The 16,307-nt window shown below is 36.0% G+C and carries 17 protein-coding genes; 5 read left to right on the top strand and 12 right to left on the bottom strand.

All coding sequences use genetic code 11. From position 1 onward, the window contains the following. Window positions 1-45 precede the first annotated feature (45 nt). The 4 genes from CVD27_RS07430 to CVD27_RS07415 form a co-directional block, all read right to left on the bottom strand. Window positions 46-681, bottom strand: coding sequence for an FMN-dependent NADH-azoreductase (locus CVD27_RS07430; protein WP_101647267.1), 636 nt, complete (start codon window positions 679-681; stop codon window positions 46-48). Window positions 682-840: 159 nt separating this feature from the next. Next, the gene (gene ptsP, locus CVD27_RS07425) at window positions 841-2,553 is read right to left on the bottom strand and encodes a phosphoenolpyruvate--protein phosphotransferase (RefSeq protein WP_101647266.1); all 1,713 of its coding nucleotides are present in this window, start codon (window positions 2,551-2,553) and stop codon (window positions 841-843) included. Then, entirely contained in the window at window positions 2,553-2,819 is a 267-nt protein-coding gene (locus tag CVD27_RS07420) for a phosphocarrier protein HPr (RefSeq protein WP_101647265.1), read from the bottom strand. Before CVD27_RS07420 ends, ptsP begins: the two co-directional genes overlap by 1 nt. Before the next feature lie 327 nt (window positions 2,820-3,146). Beyond that, window positions 3,147-3,341 carry a hypothetical protein gene (locus tag CVD27_RS07415; protein WP_101647264.1) on the bottom strand — a complete coding sequence of 65 codons (195 nt, stop codon included), beginning with the start codon at window positions 3,339-3,341 and terminating at the stop codon, window positions 3,147-3,149. 230 nt (window positions 3,342-3,571) lie between these two features. On the opposite strand from CVD27_RS07415, the gene CVD27_RS07410 reads away from it, so the two are divergent. After that, window positions 3,572-3,760 (top strand): YkvS family protein, encoded by a 189-nt coding sequence (locus CVD27_RS07410; RefSeq protein WP_101647263.1) that lies wholly within the window; start codon window positions 3,572-3,574, stop codon window positions 3,758-3,760. Between the two features lie 91 nt (window positions 3,761-3,851). On the opposite strand, the gene CVD27_RS28480 is transcribed toward CVD27_RS07410, so the two are convergent. Beyond that, on the bottom strand, window positions 3,852-3,971 hold the full coding sequence (locus CVD27_RS28480) for a DUF6254 family protein (RefSeq protein ID WP_219621288.1): 120 nt from the start codon (window positions 3,969-3,971) through the stop codon (window positions 3,852-3,854). Window positions 3,972-4,119: 148 nt separating this feature from the next. Here CVD27_RS28480 and CVD27_RS07405 point away from each other — a divergent pair, with 148 nt between their 5' ends. Then, window positions 4,120-4,731 (top strand): CPBP family intramembrane glutamic endopeptidase, encoded by a 612-nt coding sequence (locus CVD27_RS07405; RefSeq protein ID WP_101647262.1) that lies wholly within the window; start codon window positions 4,120-4,122, stop codon window positions 4,729-4,731. Window positions 4,732-4,755: 24 nt separating this feature from the next. On the opposite strand, the gene CVD27_RS07400 is transcribed toward CVD27_RS07405, so the two are convergent. After that, entirely contained in the window at window positions 4,756-5,805 is a 1,050-nt protein-coding gene (locus CVD27_RS07400) for a YkvI family membrane protein (RefSeq protein ID WP_101647261.1), read from the bottom strand. Window positions 5,806-5,989: 184 nt separating this feature from the next. Between CVD27_RS07400 and CVD27_RS07395 the strand changes: the two genes are divergently transcribed. Further along, window positions 5,990-8,146 carry an ATP-dependent Clp protease ATP-binding subunit gene (locus tag CVD27_RS07395; protein ID WP_101647260.1) on the top strand — a complete coding sequence of 719 codons (2,157 nt, stop codon included), beginning with the start codon at window positions 5,990-5,992 and terminating at the stop codon, window positions 8,144-8,146. Between the two features lie 31 nt (window positions 8,147-8,177). Here CVD27_RS07395 and CVD27_RS07390 read toward each other — a convergent pair whose 3' ends face one another. The 3 genes from CVD27_RS07390 to CVD27_RS07380 form a co-directional block, all read right to left on the bottom strand. After that, window positions 8,178-9,872 carry a M3 family oligoendopeptidase gene (locus CVD27_RS07390; RefSeq protein WP_101647259.1) on the bottom strand — a complete coding sequence of 565 codons (1,695 nt, stop codon included), beginning with the start codon at window positions 9,870-9,872 and terminating at the stop codon, window positions 8,178-8,180. 93 nt (window positions 9,873-9,965) lie between these two features. Further along, on the bottom strand, window positions 9,966-10,406 hold the full coding sequence (locus CVD27_RS07385; protein ID WP_101647258.1) for a MarR family winged helix-turn-helix transcriptional regulator: 441 nt from the start codon (window positions 10,404-10,406) through the stop codon (window positions 9,966-9,968). A 113-nt stretch (window positions 10,407-10,519) separates the two neighbouring features. After that, a complete protein-coding gene (locus tag CVD27_RS07380) occupies window positions 10,520-11,512 on the bottom strand; it encodes a phosphotransferase enzyme family protein (protein ID WP_101647257.1) in 993 nt (330 codons plus the stop codon). A 122-nt stretch (window positions 11,513-11,634) separates the two neighbouring features. On the opposite strand from CVD27_RS07380, the gene CVD27_RS07375 reads away from it, so the two are divergent. Then, window positions 11,635-12,870 (top strand): MFS transporter, encoded by a 1,236-nt coding sequence (locus CVD27_RS07375; protein ID WP_101647256.1) that lies wholly within the window; start codon window positions 11,635-11,637, stop codon window positions 12,868-12,870. A 114-nt stretch (window positions 12,871-12,984) separates the two neighbouring features. Here CVD27_RS07375 and CVD27_RS07370 read toward each other — a convergent pair whose 3' ends face one another. Beyond that, a complete protein-coding gene (locus CVD27_RS07370; RefSeq protein ID WP_257984298.1) occupies window positions 12,985-13,509 on the bottom strand; it encodes a hemerythrin domain-containing protein in 525 nt (174 codons plus the stop codon). 226 nt (window positions 13,510-13,735) lie between these two features. On the opposite strand from CVD27_RS07370, the gene CVD27_RS07365 reads away from it, so the two are divergent. Further along, window positions 13,736-14,083, top strand: coding sequence for a hypothetical protein (locus tag CVD27_RS07365; protein ID WP_101647255.1), 348 nt, complete (start codon window positions 13,736-13,738; stop codon window positions 14,081-14,083). Window positions 14,084-14,309: 226 nt separating this feature from the next. Here CVD27_RS07365 and CVD27_RS07360 read toward each other — a convergent pair whose 3' ends face one another. Further along, window positions 14,310-14,627, bottom strand: coding sequence for a hypothetical protein (locus tag CVD27_RS07360; RefSeq protein ID WP_101647254.1), 318 nt, complete (start codon window positions 14,625-14,627; stop codon window positions 14,310-14,312). A gap of 69 nt (window positions 14,628-14,696) precedes the next feature. Further along, window positions 14,697-15,947 carry an ATP-binding protein gene (locus tag CVD27_RS07355; protein WP_101647253.1) on the bottom strand — a complete coding sequence of 417 codons (1,251 nt, stop codon included), beginning with the start codon at window positions 15,945-15,947 and terminating at the stop codon, window positions 14,697-14,699. Window positions 15,948-16,307 lie beyond the last annotated feature (360 nt).

Raw genomic sequence — 16,307 nt, 5'->3', positions numbered from 1 at the left:
CAAATAAAAAATGAGACAGTTTTCTGTCTCATTTCACTTATTTGATTAGAATGTGTGAGCTAAATCTTTTGCCCTGGCAATGGCATTTTCCTTTATTTCTTGAGCCTTTTCCGGCATGGCATTGTGACCTTCAACAAATAGCCCCTCTAGTGACGGTACTCCAAAAAAGCCCATCATGACATTAAGGTAACGATGTCCCATCTCTAATTGTGCAGCGGGCCCTTCTGAATAGAAACCGCCGCGCGCTTGAATGTGTAAGGCCTTTTTATCCGGTAAAAGACCCACAGGTCCACTTTCCGTATATTTAAATGTTTTTCCTGCCACTGCAACAGAATCAAGATAGGCTTTCATAATAGGAGGAAAAGAAAAGTTCCAAAGCGGGGTAACAAATACATATTTGTCTGCCGCTACAAACTGGTCACTTAATTCATTTAACCTTCCAACCTTTGCTTGTTCCTCAGAAGACAATTGATCAAATCCCTGCCCAGAACGCAGTTTACCCCAGCCGCTGAAAACATCAGCATCGATATGCGGGATATTTTCTTTATAAAGATCGATATGAACGACTTCATCATTTTGGTTAACCTGTTTATATTCTTCAATAAATGCTTTACCTACAGCCATACTATAAGACTGTGTTTCATCATGCGGGTGCGCAGTAATATATAAAACTTTAGCCATTGTCATTCACCTTTCATGTGGATTTTAAAGTCATTTTAGTATGAATCAAACTGGCAGATAATAATCAAAAAAGGAAATTACCAATTTTGACAAATTCCTCTTGTAATCAAATAGAAAAAGACCAACTAAATACTAGTTGGTCCTTCTGAAAAAGTTTAATTATTTTGTAGCATTATTAACAGCTTCAATAACCTGGTCAGTTGTTTGCATGTTTAATACTTCTTGAGCTAGGTTTCCCATATCGGATTTTTTCAAGTTCCGAATAAGTGAACGAGCTTTCAAGATAGAAGTTGCGCTCATGGAGAATTCATCTAGGCCTAAACCAAGAAGAACTGGTATAGCCGTCTCATCCCCCGCCATTTCACCGCACATGCCTGTCCATTTACCTTCAGCGTGTGCCGCATCGATAACCATTTTAACCAATCTTAAGATGGATGGGCTATAAGGCTGGTAAAGGTATGATACACGCTGATTCATACGATCTGCTGCCATAGTATACTGAATTAAATCATTTGTTCCAATGCTAAAGAAATCAACTTCTTTAGCAAATTGGTCCGCTAGAACTGCAGTAGAAGGTATTTCAACCATGATACCAAGTTCAATTTTTTCAGCCACTGTTTGACCTTCTGAAAGAAGCTTTTGCTTTTCTTCCTCAAGAATTGCCTTCGCAGAACGGAATTCATCCAATGTTGCAATCATTGGGAACATAATTTTTAAATTCCCAAAGCTTGAAGCACGCAACAATGCTCGCAGCTGTGTACGGAAAATATCCTGTTCTTCTAAGCATAAGCGAATCGCCCGGAAGCCTAAGAATGGGTTCATTTCTTTTGGAAGATCTAAATATGGAAGTTCTTTATCTCCGCCAATATCCAAAGTACGAACAACCACAGGCTTGCCTTTCATACCTTCTAATACAGCTTTATATGATTCGAATTGTTCTTCCTCAGTTGGAAGTTGGTCGCGTCCCATATAAAGGAATTCTGTACGGTATAGGCCAACACCTTCACCGCCATTTTCGATAACCCCTTTTAAATCGTTAGGAGTACCAATATTGGCAGCTAATTCTACATGGTGATCATCAGCGGAAACTGTTGGTTCATTAACAAGCTTCGCCCATTCTGCTTTTTGAACTTCATATTCTTCATGGACTTTATGATATTCATCCACTAATTCAGGGGTTGGGTTAATATGTACTTCCCCTTTAAGACCATCAACAATTACAAGGTCGCCATTGTTTATTTCCTCAGTCGCAGTTTTTGTACCTACTACTGCTGGAATTTCCATTGATCGAGCCATAATAGCTGAATGAGATGTACGCCCGCCGATATTTGTTGTAAAACCTTTAACAAAATTACGGTTTAATTGGGCTGTATCAGAAGGTGTTAAATCCTCAGCAACAATAATAACTTCTTCCGAAATCATGCTTGGATTAACAAGTTGAACGCCTAACAAATGAGCTAGTACACGCTTTGTTACATCGCGAATATCTGCTGCACGTTCTTTCATATATTCATTATCCATTTGTTCAAACATCATAACGAACATATCTGCTGTTTCTTTTAAGGCAGACTCTGCATTTACTTTTTCTGATTGAATTTTATCTTCAATCGGTGCATTTAATTCAGGGTCGCCCAGAACTAGAAGGTGCGCTTCAAAAATCGCTGCTTTATCTGCGCCAAGGTCTACTTTTGCCTTGTCACGAATGGCTTCGAGTTCAGATTTTGATTTTTCCATTGCCTTTCGGAAACGTCCAACCTCAGCAGTTACATCTTCAACTGTATGTTTTTCAAACGATAAGTCCGGTTCAACAAGTCGGTATGCCTTCGCGATTGCAATACCGTTTGATGCAGCAATACCCTTTAAAAAAGCCATTATTCAGCCAATCCTTCTTTTTTCAATGTATCTTCAAGTGCTTGTAATGCATCATTAGCATCGTTACCTTCAGCTGCAATTTTGATATCTGCGCCTTGGCCTACACCTAAAGACATTACACCCATAATAGATTTAAGATTAACGGTTTTACCTTTATATTCTAAAGTAATTTCAGAATCGAATCTGCTAGCTGTTTGTACTAATAAAGTCGCCGGTCTTGCGTGAATTCCTGTTTCTGCAACTACTTTAAATTGTTTTTCTGCCATGCTAAATCAAACTCCTTTAATAAATAGTAAGAATAAAACTTGCCTAATTAAAAATAAACATTTCTAATCATTTAGTCAACTAAGACGAAACGACTACAAATAAAATTAGTTCATTTTCGCTTATTTTCCCAAAAATAAAAACAATCATACAGCATTTTTATTTTGATAAGCAGTTATTACATACATGATAGGATAACATTTTCGTCTTATTCCGACAACAACAAATTTTCGAATTTTGGAATGTTCACAAATCTGTCAAAAACCACCAAAATATATCATATCCCCCCACAAACAATCGTGATATGTAATTTAAAGGATCAACTCAAATTAACTTCTTGGTTCTTTAAGATATTGATAAAGAACATCCCCTCCTCGCTGACCGATTCCTCGGAAATGTTTAAAATCCTCCCTTTTAACTAATACACTTCTAAACTCCATAAAATCATCATTCTTAACATAATACTCAGACAGTTCACCTGTCATAAGTTTGTCTAAAATTTCTGTTACTAATTCTTCCTTCATTTTGGAACACCCACCTTTTCATCTTTATTTTAAGTCAAACAGTCTATTTTCTCCACTTCGAAATTGTAAGCGCTACCTAGTCTTTTCCTGCTGCATCTTTCATATAATATATTATTTAAAAAGAATTAACATAATTGTCATACAAAAACCTTTACGAAATGAATAAAGTAGTGCAAACTGTTATATAAACAATTAATTAATAGTTTTTGAGGGGCAAAGGAGAGAGGGTAATGAAAAAAGCAGAAGTTGGTAATATCATTGAATTTCGCGGTGGCCTGCAAGGGATAGTTGAAAAAGTAAATGAAAACTCTGTTATAGTCGACCTGACATTTATGGATAATTACCGTGACCTGGAATTAGATCAGCGCACAGTCGTTAATCATAAAAACTATAAAGTGATAAAAGAAAGCGCTTATTAAGTAATAGTTTGGTAGAAATGGCAGTCATTGACTGCCGTTTCTACTTTTATTATAAAGACCCTACTCGCCAAAAAAGGCGAGTTTTTTATGTTTATCTTCCTTGATCAGTTTCTTTTGAAAGCTGCTTTAAGGATTTTACTTTACCATGTGGATTCTGATCCTGTTTACGGACTGTCCATTCACGTTCTTGTTGGCTTTTAGATTTACTCAACACACTCACTCCTTTCCTTTTTATTTTTTTCTTTTACATATGTTCTTATCAGCTGATTTGGTTAAAATGTTAAAAGAAATCATTTCCTTTTAAAAAATATCTTTGTTAAAATAAATTTTATTGATTTTGTAAAAAGGAGCTTGTTAGGATGGATAGACGCTTCCTAGATTATCGACTGATTGTAGGTTTCATTATTGCACATGTACTTATTTATTTTTCTTTCCATGATAAAACAATATTTTGGTATATTTTTTCCGGCTCCATACTCATCCTAATTGCCTATGCCATGCTCCAAGGTGAAGTGGATGATGAAGCATCATTTGCAAAATATATACTTTTTGGAGTTATATCAGGTTTATTATTATATTTGATTTTTTGGTTAGGATTTCATGCCTTCCAATTAGTAGGCCTACCATTTGAAAAATCAGTCAATAAATTGTACCGATGGTATGCACCACAGGCATTTTGGCATTATATTGCGCTTGTTTTAGTCGCTGCACCTGGTGAAGAACTTTACTGGCGTGGATTTATACAAAAAAGTCTCTTAAAGTTTTTCAAACCATTTTGGAGCATATTATTCGGGGCTTTTCTTTTCGCATCAGTCCAGATCTATTCGGGTTCGTTTCTTTTAATGTTTGCAGCATTCATCTCCGGTTTTGCCTGGGGGCTGCTGTATTATTGGAAAAGAAGTATGCCGCTAGTGATTGTGTCACATATCATCTTTGATATTCTGATTTTTATCATATTCCCTTTTAATTAAGAACAGCTGTCGTTTGACAGCTGTTTATTTTTTTATATCTGGGTTAAATGGTTTCATCCACAGTAATATAAAAAAGATCATGCAAATATAGCCAAACAAGGGATATAAATAGGATAATAACGTACCGTAATTCACCAGACTTATTAGATAGGAAACCAAAAAAATGGCCGTAACTGAAGCGATTGTAGGAATGGGTAGATATTGCTTCAACTGCCGATCAAGTCCAAAGACATTCCCAATTACCGAAGTAAAAATTTCGCCATATATCACTAAGACATAAATCCAATAAAGAAAGGGTGCAATGTTCTTCATAACAATTGCCATAGGGATATTATACATTTCCAAATTAGGAAGCATAATTAGGGTGAAATGACTTGCACCTAATATCAGCGTTAAAGCTGCCCCACCAAGAATCCCTCCCCATTTTATCGTCCAATCATCTTTCACTTCAGCTGCAATTGGGACAAGAACAGCTTGGGCTAGACCAAGATTCAATGCAACATACGAGAATGGAGCTACAACACTTTTCCAGCCATCCTCAGCATGTGGGATGAATAATAGCTGATCAATAAAATGAGGCATTCGAACTGAGAAAACCATAAGGATAACACTAAAACTAATCATTAACGGGACAACAAATGTATTTACGGCAAACAGCCCTTTTGTACCAACTAACATTACTAGGACCGAGAGGAAGATCGTCAAAAAAACACCTATACTCTTTGATAGACCTAGTTGTTCTTCAAACACTGCCCCTGCACCAGAGAGCATGACAGCACTAACACCAAGAAGCATAAAAAGCATAAAAATATTGATAATCCGGCTTGGCCATTTTCCAAATAAGTACGCATTAAACTCTTGGTAAGATTTTGCATCTATATAGGCAGCCATCCTCATTAGCTTTGAACCCAGCATGATAAAAAGATAACCGCTCATTATTATACTGATTAGACCAAAGAAACCGAATCGTGAAAAAAACTCAACAATTTCTTTGCCTGTGGCAAATCCGGCCCCAACCACAGTTCCCACATAAACTGCGGCAATTTGAATAGCCTGAGTCCAATTCTTCCTCACATCATCTCCCCCTTATCATCAATATATGAGATAAGGGACAAACAAAGACGAGCTTTTTTCCAATCATTTCATCAAACAAAACACTTGAAAGTCAAAAAACGTCAGAGTATACTATGATCACAAGGTCAAATATAGTCAAAGTCAAACAATGACAAATTTATATATAGTAGGAGGTAATTTACTTATGCTTTGTCAACAATGCCAGCAAAACCAAGCCAATGTACAATTAAGTTTGAATTTCAATGGACAACGTAAGGAAATGAAACTCTGCCACGAATGTTATTCAAAAGAAAAACAATCTCTTGGAGCAGGATTTGGTTCAAACATGAATTCATTACCTAACTTCCCATTTGAGGACTTTTTTATCTCTAAAGGATTTGCTCATGGTGAAGAGATCATAGACCAGTCACCCAAAGCTGGCGACAGAAATAAAGCCCATAACGGTTTTATTGATCAGTTTGGACGAAACCTTAGCACAATGGCAAAGGCAGGTTTAATTGACCCTGTTATTGGTCGTGATGAAGAAATCAAACGTGTAATTGAAATTCTAAATAGAAGAAATAAAAATAATCCAGTGTTAATTGGTGAGCCAGGTGTAGGTAAAACCGCCATCGCAGAAGGTCTGGCCTTGAAAATTGCCAGCGGAGATGTTCCTGGTAAATTGCGAAATAAAGAGGTTTACCTATTAGATGTTGCCTCACTTGTAGCCAATACTGGTATTCGCGGACAATTTGAAGAAAGAATGAAGCAATTAATTTCGGAATTGCAAAATCGTAAAAATATTATTCTCTTCATTGATGAGATTCACTTACTTGTCGGTGCGGGATCTGCCGAAGGTTCTATGGATGCTGGAAATATTCTAAAACCAGCTCTTGCCCGTGGCGAGTTACAGGTAGTCGGTGCAACAACCCTAAAAGAATACCGTCAAATCGAAAAGGACTCTGCATTAGAACGCCGCTTCCAGCCAGTTCATGTTCTAGAGCCAACTACAGAAGCAGCAATTGAGATTTTAAAGGGTATTCAAAAGAAATATGAAGACTATCACGAAGTCAGCTATTCAGATGAAGCTATTCATGCTTGTGTACAGTTATCACAACGATATATACAAGACAGCTTCTTACCGGATAAAGCCATTGATTTACTTGATGAGGCCGGTTCTAAATTAAATCTAACATCTGAATATAAGAGTACAGAGCAAGCTGAAAAACGTTTAAAAGAGATTGCTCGTGAAAAAGAAGAAGCATTAAAAAATGAAAAATATGAAAAGGCAGCTGTCCTCCGTGATGAAGAAACTAGACTGGAAAAAACAATAAATAACAACTCAAGTGAAACTAGACCTGTGGTCACTGTCTCTCATATTCAAAAAATCATCGAAGAAAAAACAAAAATTCCAGTTGGTAAACTGCAACAGGACGAACAGCTTAAGATGCGAGAATTAGAAGCTAATCTTAATAAAAAGGTAATTGGACAGGAAAAAGCAGTGAAAAAAGTTGCGAAGGCAATCAGACGCAGCCGCGCAGGCTTAAAATCAAAACATCGTCCAATTGGTTCCTTCCTATTTGTAGGTCCAACAGGGGTGGGGAAAACTGAGCTGACAAAAACACTGGCCGAGGAATTATTCGGCAGCAAAGATTCAATGATCCGACTTGATATGAGTGAATATATGGAAAAACATAGTGTCTCGAAACTAATTGGTTCACCTCCAGGTTATATTGGCCATGATGAGGCAGGACAATTAACGGAAAAAGTCCGCAGAAACCCATATAGTATCATTTTATTAGATGAAATTGAAAAGGCTCATCCTGACGTCCAGCATATGTTCCTGCAAATTCTTGAAGACGGCCGTCTAACAGACAGTCAAGGTAGAGTGGTAAGTTTTAAAGACACAGTAATTATCATGACAAGTAATGCAGGCGTAGGACACAAAACCATCCATGTAGGTTTTGGAACTAGTGAAGCTATTGAAGAAGCAAGCATTTTAGATTCTCTTGGAAGTTTCTTTAAACCAGAATTCTTAAACCGTTTTGACAGCATTATCGAGTTTAATGCACTTGATAAGAAACATATCTTATCTATTGTTGATTTAATGGTAAAAGAACTTCTGGAAACATTAAAAGAGCAAAACATTGAATTTAACATTTCGGAAGAGGTAAAAGAAAAATTAGCTGAAATTGGATATCATCCATCATTTGGTGCACGTCCGCTCCGCAGGATTATCCAAGAACAATTGGAAGATAAGATTGCTGATTTTATCCTAGAAGAGCCAGATGCAAAAAATTTAGTTTCTATCCTTGAAAATGGTGAACTAAAGGTAGTAGCTGAAAAAATTTCGGTCCATTAACAAAAGCGAAGCCAGGGGGCTTCGCTTCTTTTTATAATTTTTGATCCTCGACAGAATTTAACCATTTCTCAATAGCACCAACAACCGACTCAACACAACCATCTTCAAATGGAGAGATTAAGTTGGCAGCCTCCACAAGCTTTGTAAAAGAAAGGCTGCCGCCAAGATTACAAAGCTTCACATAATCAGCCCAAGCCTCTTCTCTGTTTTCAATTGAACGTTTCCAGAATTGGAAGGCACAAATTTGTGCGAGCGTATAGTCAATATAATAAAAAGGTGAATTATAAATATGGCCTTGACGCTGCCAAAAACCTCCTTTTTCTAAATAACCATTACCATCATAATCTTTATGCGGTAAATACTTCTTTTCAATTTCACGCCACTGACGCTTTCGCTCTACAGGTGTAGCAGTAGGATTTTCATAGACCCAATGCTGAAATTCATCCACTGAAACCCCATATGGGAGGAATAACAAAGCACCGCTTAGATGAGTAAACTTATATTTGTCTGTATCCTCTTTAAAGAATAATTCCATCCATGGCCATGTGAAAAATTCCATACTCATCGAATGGATCTCTGCTGACTCATAAGTTGGCCAATAATATTCGGGAATTTCAAAATGACGGCTCGAATAAACCTGGAACGCATGACCTGCTTCATGAGTTAAGACATCAATATCGCCTGACGTTCCATTAAAATTGGAAAAAATGAACGGTGCTTTATAATTCTCAATAAAGGTACAATAACCTCCGCCAGCTTTTCCCTTCTTGGCAACAAGATCCATTAAATTGTTTTCCTGCATATAGCTAAAGAAAACACCAGTTTCTTTAGAAAGATCTTCGTACATTTTTTGGCCATTTTCAATAATCCATTGTGAATCACCTTTTGGAACTGCATTCCCAGACTGAAAATTAAAGCCTTCATCAAAATATTTTAATTGTTCAACACCAATTCTTTCTTTTTGGCGTTCTTTTAACTTTGTCGCAATCGGGACAATAAAATCCTTTACTTGATTGCGGAAATTCGCCACCATTTCCGCATCATAATCGGTTCTCATCATCCGATAATAAGCCAGTTCAACAAAGTTTTTAAATCCTAATTTTTTGGCAATCTCTGTCCTTACTTTGACCAAATCATCATAAATACGGTCTAACTGCTCTTCATGCTCCGCAAAAAATCCAAATTTCGCTTCACTGGCCCTTTTACGCATGTCACGAGTTTTCGACTCTGTATATGGGTCTAACTGAGCGAGTGTTCTTTCCTCACCTTCAAATTCTATTTTCGCTGAGGCAAGCAATTTAGTATATTCTGTAGACAAGCGGTTTTCCTTTTGCAGTAATGAAACGATTTCAGGTTTAAACGTTTTTAACTGTCCTTCAGCAAGGGCGAATAGTTGTGTACCCCACTTTTTTTCTAACTCAGGCCGAAATTTAGATTCAACTAGTGCTTGATAATATTTGGTTACCAATCCCTCAACTTCAGGCTGAATTTCATCCATGAAATCTTGTTCATCCTTATAAAACTCATCATTTGTATCAATAGAATGACGGATATAACAAAGGTTAAACATCGTACCTAAATCATTTCTGAGTTGATTAATCTCATCCATGAACCTGCTTTGGGACTCAACTGAATCTGCATTTTTAAACCCTGCCAATACTTTATCAAACTTTGTCTTTACTTCCTCTAGATTTGGTCTTACATATGTATAATTTTCAAAACTCATTTAAAAACAACCCCTTTCCATCGTTCCAAGTCTATCATTTCGACACTCTTAATTAATATTCCTCCAATAAAAAAAATACGACCATTGGCCGTATTAAAATTTCCCTGCAGGTATTCCTAATTTCTTCAGCAGGTCTATTGCAGCGGTTTTCTCGGAATCGGACAAGCTTGACATGAGTGCATCAATTTGTTTCGCATGTTCAGGAAAAATCTCTTCAATAAAGGCTTTTCCTTGCTCAGTGATTTGAGCATAGGTTACCCTTCTATCATTCGGACAGGCAATTCTTCTAAGAAGGCCTTTTTGTTCTAACTTGTCGACTACATAGGTAATACTGCCGCTGGCAAGCAGTATCTTCCCGCCAATTTGCTGCATCGGCTGATCACCTTTATGGTAAAGCAGTTCTAAGACTGCAAATTCAGTCGGATTTAAGCCATTAGATTGAATAGCTTTATTTACATGTTCATTAATCGCTTTATATGCTCTTGAAAGGACAATAAATAACTTTAATGACTTCTGTACTGATTCGTTTTCCATGAAACTCATCCTTTTAAGTTTTGATAAGATGTTTGAAACATAATTCAAGAAAATTATCTTGATTTCAAAATTTATTATAAAAAATTTTTTAATCGCTGTCAAATCCCCTAGAATTAAGGCTTTATAAGAACAATAGCTTCTCTTTGGATGATTCTCTTTTTTATTTCGCGTAATATTTGATTTAACCGATCGTTTCTATCTTCAGGTGCTATTTTTTTATGAAAGACAGAATAAAGTGTGATGTCACGCAATCTTAGAAAAAGGGATAACTGATCCTGCCACTTCTCTGGGAGAGGATGGTGAACCTCGTAGCCTCTCGTAAAATGGGATAAGAAAAAATGAGCAAACTCAGTTTTTTCATCCTCATTTGCGTTCGTGTAACAGGAAAAAATGGAATAATATAAAGGGATGGCGATATCTGAAACAAACCAATGATAATTTGAATCATCAAAGTCAAAAACATGAATCTCATTGCCATCATAGAAAAAGTTTCCAGAATGGATGTCAGAATGAATCAGACCGAAGTTATCAACGTTTTGAGGCAGTCTATGTAACTCAGCGATTAACTGATGCGTGTTTTCAATTATTTCAGGTTCATCAGGAAAATACTCTTCCACTCGAAGCAGTTCCTCTTCAAACCACAAAGAGCGTAAACTCGCACCCTTTTCCGGTTGATACTGTTTTGTTACCAGATGCATTTTACCGATTTCTCTCCCCCAAGCATAGAATAAATCCTTGTTAAACTTGTGGGAATTGATTTTAACAGGTTCTCCCTTGACCTTTGAAAACAGGCAGGCATAAAAAGAAGTTCCATCTGCTGCTGGTTCAGTTTGTATCAATTCACCATTAAGTTTTGGTATAATCTCTGGACAATTTACTCCGTTTTTATAAAGAAAATCGAGCCAATGAAGCTCTGCTTCAATTTCTTCTTTTTTACGATGTGAATTATGTGTAATTCTTAAAACTAATGGCGTTCCCTCACGGTAAACTTCAAAGACAAAGTTTTCAAAGTCCCCCAACTTCTGAACCGTTTTTTCCAACTGAAATCTAATTAATATTTCATCTAATATATCCCTAGTAAATAAAACATCAATGTATTTTTCCATATATCCCCCTTAGCCTCTCTTATCCTATATTATAATTTTAAAATTTCGAAAATAGAAATAATTGTTTCTTATTTCGGTAAATTAGTAGTAAGATAGGAAAAAACAAATAAAGAAGGGATTATATGAATCAGCCAGCTGCTTTATCCACTAAATCATCAAAGACAGCGGAATCAACTATGTTTAAAATTTTGTTTATTATCAGCCTCTGCCACTTATTAAATGATGCCATTCAAGCTGTAATACCTGCCATGTTTCCCATCTTAGAAAAGTCAATGGGGTTAAGCTTTACCCAATTAGGAATTATAGCTTTCTCGCTAAATATGGTTTCATCCGTTATGCAGCCGGTCGTGGGATATTTTACAGACAAAAAACCTATGCCCTTTGCTCTGCCCATTGGTCTAACTTTTACTCTTTTTGGAATCTTTGGATTAGGATTCGCTGGCAATTTTGCTTTGATTGTTCTTTCCGTCCTATTCATTGGACTTGGCTCAGCTGTGTTCCATCCTGAAGGCTCCCGAGTTGCTTATATGGCAGCAGGAAGCAGACGAGGGCTCGCACAATCGATCTACCAAGTAGGGGGAAATAGCGGTCAAGCATTAGCACCGGTGATAACTGCACTCATATTGGTACCACTAGGACAAATTGGCGCTTCATGGTTTACGATTGTCGCAGCTATAGCGGTTATTTTACTCATTTATATCGCTAACTGGTATCAACATAGATTGTTAGTTTCTCCTCAAGTAAAGAAAAAGGATTTAACAAAAGAAAAAAGCAGGGGGTTGTCAAAAGAAGTTAAAAATGCATTGGCATTAATTTTGTTATTAATCTTTGCAAGGACTTGGTATACATCCGGAATCACCAACTTTTATACATTCTATGCCATTAAAGAATATGCCTTGTCTATCAAAGAATCCCAGGTGTTTTTATTTGCTTTTTTAGTTGCAGGCGCGATTGGTACCTTTTTTGGAGGACCGCTGGCAGACCGATTTGGTAAGAAAAATATTATTTCCTTTTCAATGTTAGCGACCGTCCCTTTTTCAATTTTGATTCCGCACGTTCCGCCCGCGTTGGCATTTATCTTTTTGATTTTTACAGGGTTTATCTTAATGACAAGTTTTTCGGTTACAGTTGTATATGCCCAAGAGTTAGTTCCAGGAAAGATTGGAACCATGTCCGGTTTAACAGTAGGGCTTGCGTTCGGGATGGGAGCAATTGGTTCCGTCGGACTCGGTTCACTTGCCGACTGGATAGGATTGCAATCAATGATCACCTGGCTGGGTATCCTCCCCATTCTAGGTCTAATCGCCTTCCTGCTTCCAAGTGATCAGAAGGTCTGGGAATGGAATCAGCGAGGTTAATTTAGTTAGTATCGAAGTACGCACTTAGACTGTCGATTTAAAAAGTCCCATTTAGGGCATGGTTTGCATTCTAATGTCCTAAACAATTAAAGGATGGGCTTAGCCCATCCTTACCTAATGAATCTCTTGTATCTTACGTAATAACTCCGCCTTCTCCTCATCTGAAAGCATTCTTTCAGCCATTGGAAACAAGACGTTTTCCTCTTTTAAGAAGTGGTCAGTTAAGATAAAATATGCATTTTGAATTAATTCAGCTAATTTTTTCTTTTCATCCGTTGTAAATTCTCCAGCTTCTGCTTGATTCAGGAAGGCACTAATATTGGCTTTTGCCTGATCGTGTTCATATTCCATGACGGCAATTGGCCCAGAAGTGGTACCGATGTATACACCCATCATCGGAAATAAAACTCCCTCTTCTCTCTCAGAATGAGGATCTAGGTCATTCTTAAACTCTTTTACCTTTATGATTAACTCATTAAAATTTTCAACCAAATTGATTTCTTGATCAATTTTTTGTGTTAAAGAATACAAATCTTCCATTTGTGCTCTTAATGCAGGATGTTCGCTTTTTAACCTGGCAATCCCTTCACTTAATTGCCCTTGGCCCATACTGCCTAAACCACTCATACATCTGCTCATGTTCCATTCACCTCTATATTGTTTCTGTGATTTAAGTATATAAACAACTGTTAGATCATGTAGTGATAGAGGTCACTTTTTTACCTACCTTTATTTACTGAAGAACTAATTTGTGATAATTTTATGAAATCGTTCAATTTTTTTGAAAACTTTTAACAATTATCACACAAATATGAGGGCATTGTTTCATATAATAAAAATAAACCTATAAGGGAGGGTAATATAGATGAAAACTCCAAATTATCATGATTTTTATGAAAAGGCATTAGTACCAATCGGCCTAAATGACCTAAAGTCCCTGCAAAAATCCGATGCTTATTGTCCCGACCAGCCCTTTACCCATTGGCTAATCGCAGTTGAAGGAGTGCAGCTGCCTCAGCCCAAAATTTATTATCATTGGAAAGTTAGTATCTATCCAGCCACCATCGACGGTGATTTTAATTGGAAAGCTCCGTATTATTGTTCAACGAATATGGAATTAATTGATTATGCAAATACATTAGCTTCCTCATTAGTTCAGTCAAGTAAAAAGGATGAACTATCCTCAGCTACCTTATTAGAGAAAATAAGCTAAATCCTCTTCAAAGTAATCCTCAGCTTCACCTTCTTTTTAAACCCATTTGTGAAAAAACTTACATATCGTAATAACATTGTTAATGCTATTTTTCTATCTAATAGCGTAGATATGCTCATTACATACAAAGTGCTGATTGTAAAACAACCAGCACTTTTGTTTTTTATAACATTCCTCTTTAATAACCAAAAATTAAGTACTATGATTAATATATTCATAACAGATATTATTTAAATTTAGTCCAGTCATACATTCTTTGTTTTTGTTTCCTTGCGCGTTCTTCCTTCCAGCTTTCAACTCTTTTTTCTTTGTTGAAATTCATGATAAATCCGCAATCTTCACAAACATAGGTATAGTATTTTGAGTAATGTTTTATTTTAAAATCTTTTTCTTCAGAATTTAATATTAAGTTTACTTCTGCTTCGGAATTTTCACTAATGTTATATACCTCATCATATTTTTCATACTCAGCACCAAAATAACCTTTTCGAAAATGTGTGCCATTACATACCAGACACTCGATTTCACTTGTTTTATTATTCAATATCGCCACCTCCAATAAAGTTTATGAAGGCAGCCTATTCTTCAAAACTTGAATTCTAAAAAAAGCAACTTAAGCAAATGAACTTAGTGGAAACATAAGTGAAATTTTGGTTCCTTTCCCCAGTTCACTCTCGATATTAATAGATCCATTCATGCTCTCGATAACACGAAACACAACCATCATACCAAGTCCAGTACCTTTAATTTCTTTTGTTGAAAAGTATGGCTCGCCAAGACGCTGTAGCTGCCATTTATTCATCCCTAATCCCTCATCTGTTATGGTTACTTTTGCAACTGTTTTCTCAACAGTGCCTGTAATTGATAGTGTTCCGCCTGAAGGCATTGCCTCAATTGCATTTTTCAAGAGATTAACGAGCACTTGTTGAACTAATCCAGTATTTCCTTTAATGTAGCATGTTTCAGATTCTGAAAATAATTTAACTATGTTCATGTTTGCTAGGGGCTCAATTATATTTATTGATTTCTCAATTTCCTTTTTTAAATTAAGCACTTCAATTTCTTCTGGTACTGGTTTTGCAAAAGTTAGGTAATCTCGAATAATGCTTTCGGCTCGATCAAGTTCCTGCAATGCTACCTCTAAGTATCCTTTTTGCACTGCCGGAATACCTTCAGATTCATTAGCTAATTGAAGAAAACCTCTAGTTGTTGTCAATGGATTTCGTACTTCATGAGAAATACTTGCTGCCAAATGACTAACCACCTCTACTTTTTCCATTCTGATAATTTCGTCGAGAAGAGCTTGTTTTTCCTTATTAGATTCCATAATATATACAATTAAAAGAATTCCAAATGATTGAATTAAACTATAAGATAAAAATAAATCAATTGTAATAGGGACATGGAATAAATATTTAACTCCTACCATTATCCAAATAGACATAAACAATAACAAAAAACCTGAAAAGATTATCTTTTTTACTATTGTCAAATTATTATATAAAGGTTTGAGGTTCGTAATTATTAGGAAAAAAATAATAAGACTAATACAGGTAAACCACGAAGTTCCTAATCCATATGTAAGTCTTAAACAGATAATTAAAATGGTAAGCCAAATGCTCGTTATCTTATGTGAATATAAGCAACCTATTACAAATGGAATAAATCGTAAGTTAAAAATCACCCCGCCATTCACATGAAATGGAAACAACATACACAGGACAACAGTTACAGAAAGAGAAAAACCCATAATTATTTCTGTAACTACTGGATTCTGGTTAAGCCTATTTAACCAAAATTGAAGAACAAGAATTAAAATAAGAATGCCTATTAGGTTTATAAGAAAATGTGAAGTACTAGTCATTTGGAATCCACCACAATTAATTTGGTAAGAATAATATTTATAATAGCAATATTAACAAGAAATAAGTAGTCTATAATTTGCGAAAATTGACAAAAAATCAAGACTAATCAGCCGACTAACGTAATAATATTTTTAAAAATGTAAATTTTTTGTAATCGTCCATGCTATTTCATATTCTTTTTATATTATGGTATTGTCGACATTCACTTTTTTAACTCCTAATATGAAGTGTCTAAATGATACTTCTTTTTTTATGTTATAGGGTGCCTGTAGATGTCGAAATAAAAAAGACGGTGCTTTTATTCAGCATCGTCAATTAGATAATATATAAGAATCCTATTTTATGCTAGCCGGAAAACA

Origin of the sequence: Neobacillus cucumis, from assembly GCF_002860255.1 — a bacterium.
Taxonomy (GTDB): Bacteria; Bacillota; Bacilli; order Bacillales; family Cytobacillaceae; genus Neobacillus; species Neobacillus cucumis_A.
The sequence above is the reverse complement of the archived record's forward strand: the minus strand, read 5'-3'. Positions and strand labels throughout refer to the sequence as shown.

What these genes read in the sequence shown, in the direction of transcription:
- CVD27_RS07430 (WP_101647267.1), bottom strand. Translation starts at nt 681, where the DNA reads ATGGCTAAAGTTTTATATATTACTGCGCACCCGCATGATGAAACACAG.
- ptsP (WP_101647266.1), bottom strand. Translation starts at nt 2,553, where the DNA reads ATGGCTTTTTTAAAGGGTATTGCTGCATCAAACGGTATTGCAATCGCG.
- CVD27_RS07420 (WP_101647265.1), bottom strand. Translation starts at nt 2,819, where the DNA reads ATGGCAGAAAAACAATTTAAAGTAGTTGCAGAAACAGGAATTCACGCA.
- CVD27_RS07415 (WP_101647264.1), bottom strand. Translation starts at nt 3,341, where the DNA reads ATGAAGGAAGAATTAGTAACAGAAATTTTAGACAAACTTATGACAGGT.
- CVD27_RS07410 (WP_101647263.1), top strand. Translation starts at nt 3,572, where the DNA reads ATGAAAAAAGCAGAAGTTGGTAATATCATTGAATTTCGCGGTGGCCTG.
- CVD27_RS07405 (WP_101647262.1), top strand. Translation starts at nt 4,120, where the DNA reads ATGGATAGACGCTTCCTAGATTATCGACTGATTGTAGGTTTCATTATT.
- CVD27_RS07395 (WP_101647260.1), top strand. Translation starts at nt 5,990, where the DNA reads ATGCTTTGTCAACAATGCCAGCAAAACCAAGCCAATGTACAATTAAGT.
- CVD27_RS07390 (WP_101647259.1), bottom strand. Translation starts at nt 9,872, where the DNA reads ATGAGTTTTGAAAATTATACATATGTAAGACCAAATCTAGAGGAAGTA.
- CVD27_RS07385 (WP_101647258.1), bottom strand. Translation starts at nt 10,406, where the DNA reads ATGGAAAACGAATCAGTACAGAAGTCATTAAAGTTATTTATTGTCCTT.
- CVD27_RS07380 (WP_101647257.1), bottom strand. Translation starts at nt 11,512, where the DNA reads ATGGAAAAATACATTGATGTTTTATTTACTAGGGATATATTAGATGAA.
- CVD27_RS07375 (WP_101647256.1), top strand. Translation starts at nt 11,635, where the DNA reads ATGAATCAGCCAGCTGCTTTATCCACTAAATCATCAAAGACAGCGGAA.
- CVD27_RS07370 (WP_257984298.1), bottom strand. Translation starts at nt 13,509, where the DNA reads ATGAGCAGATGTATGAGTGGTTTAGGCAGTATGGGCCAAGGGCAATTA.
- CVD27_RS07365 (WP_101647255.1), top strand. Translation starts at nt 13,736, where the DNA reads ATGAAAACTCCAAATTATCATGATTTTTATGAAAAGGCATTAGTACCA.
- CVD27_RS07355 (WP_101647253.1), bottom strand. Translation starts at nt 15,947, where the DNA reads ATGACTAGTACTTCACATTTTCTTATAAACCTAATAGGCATTCTTATT.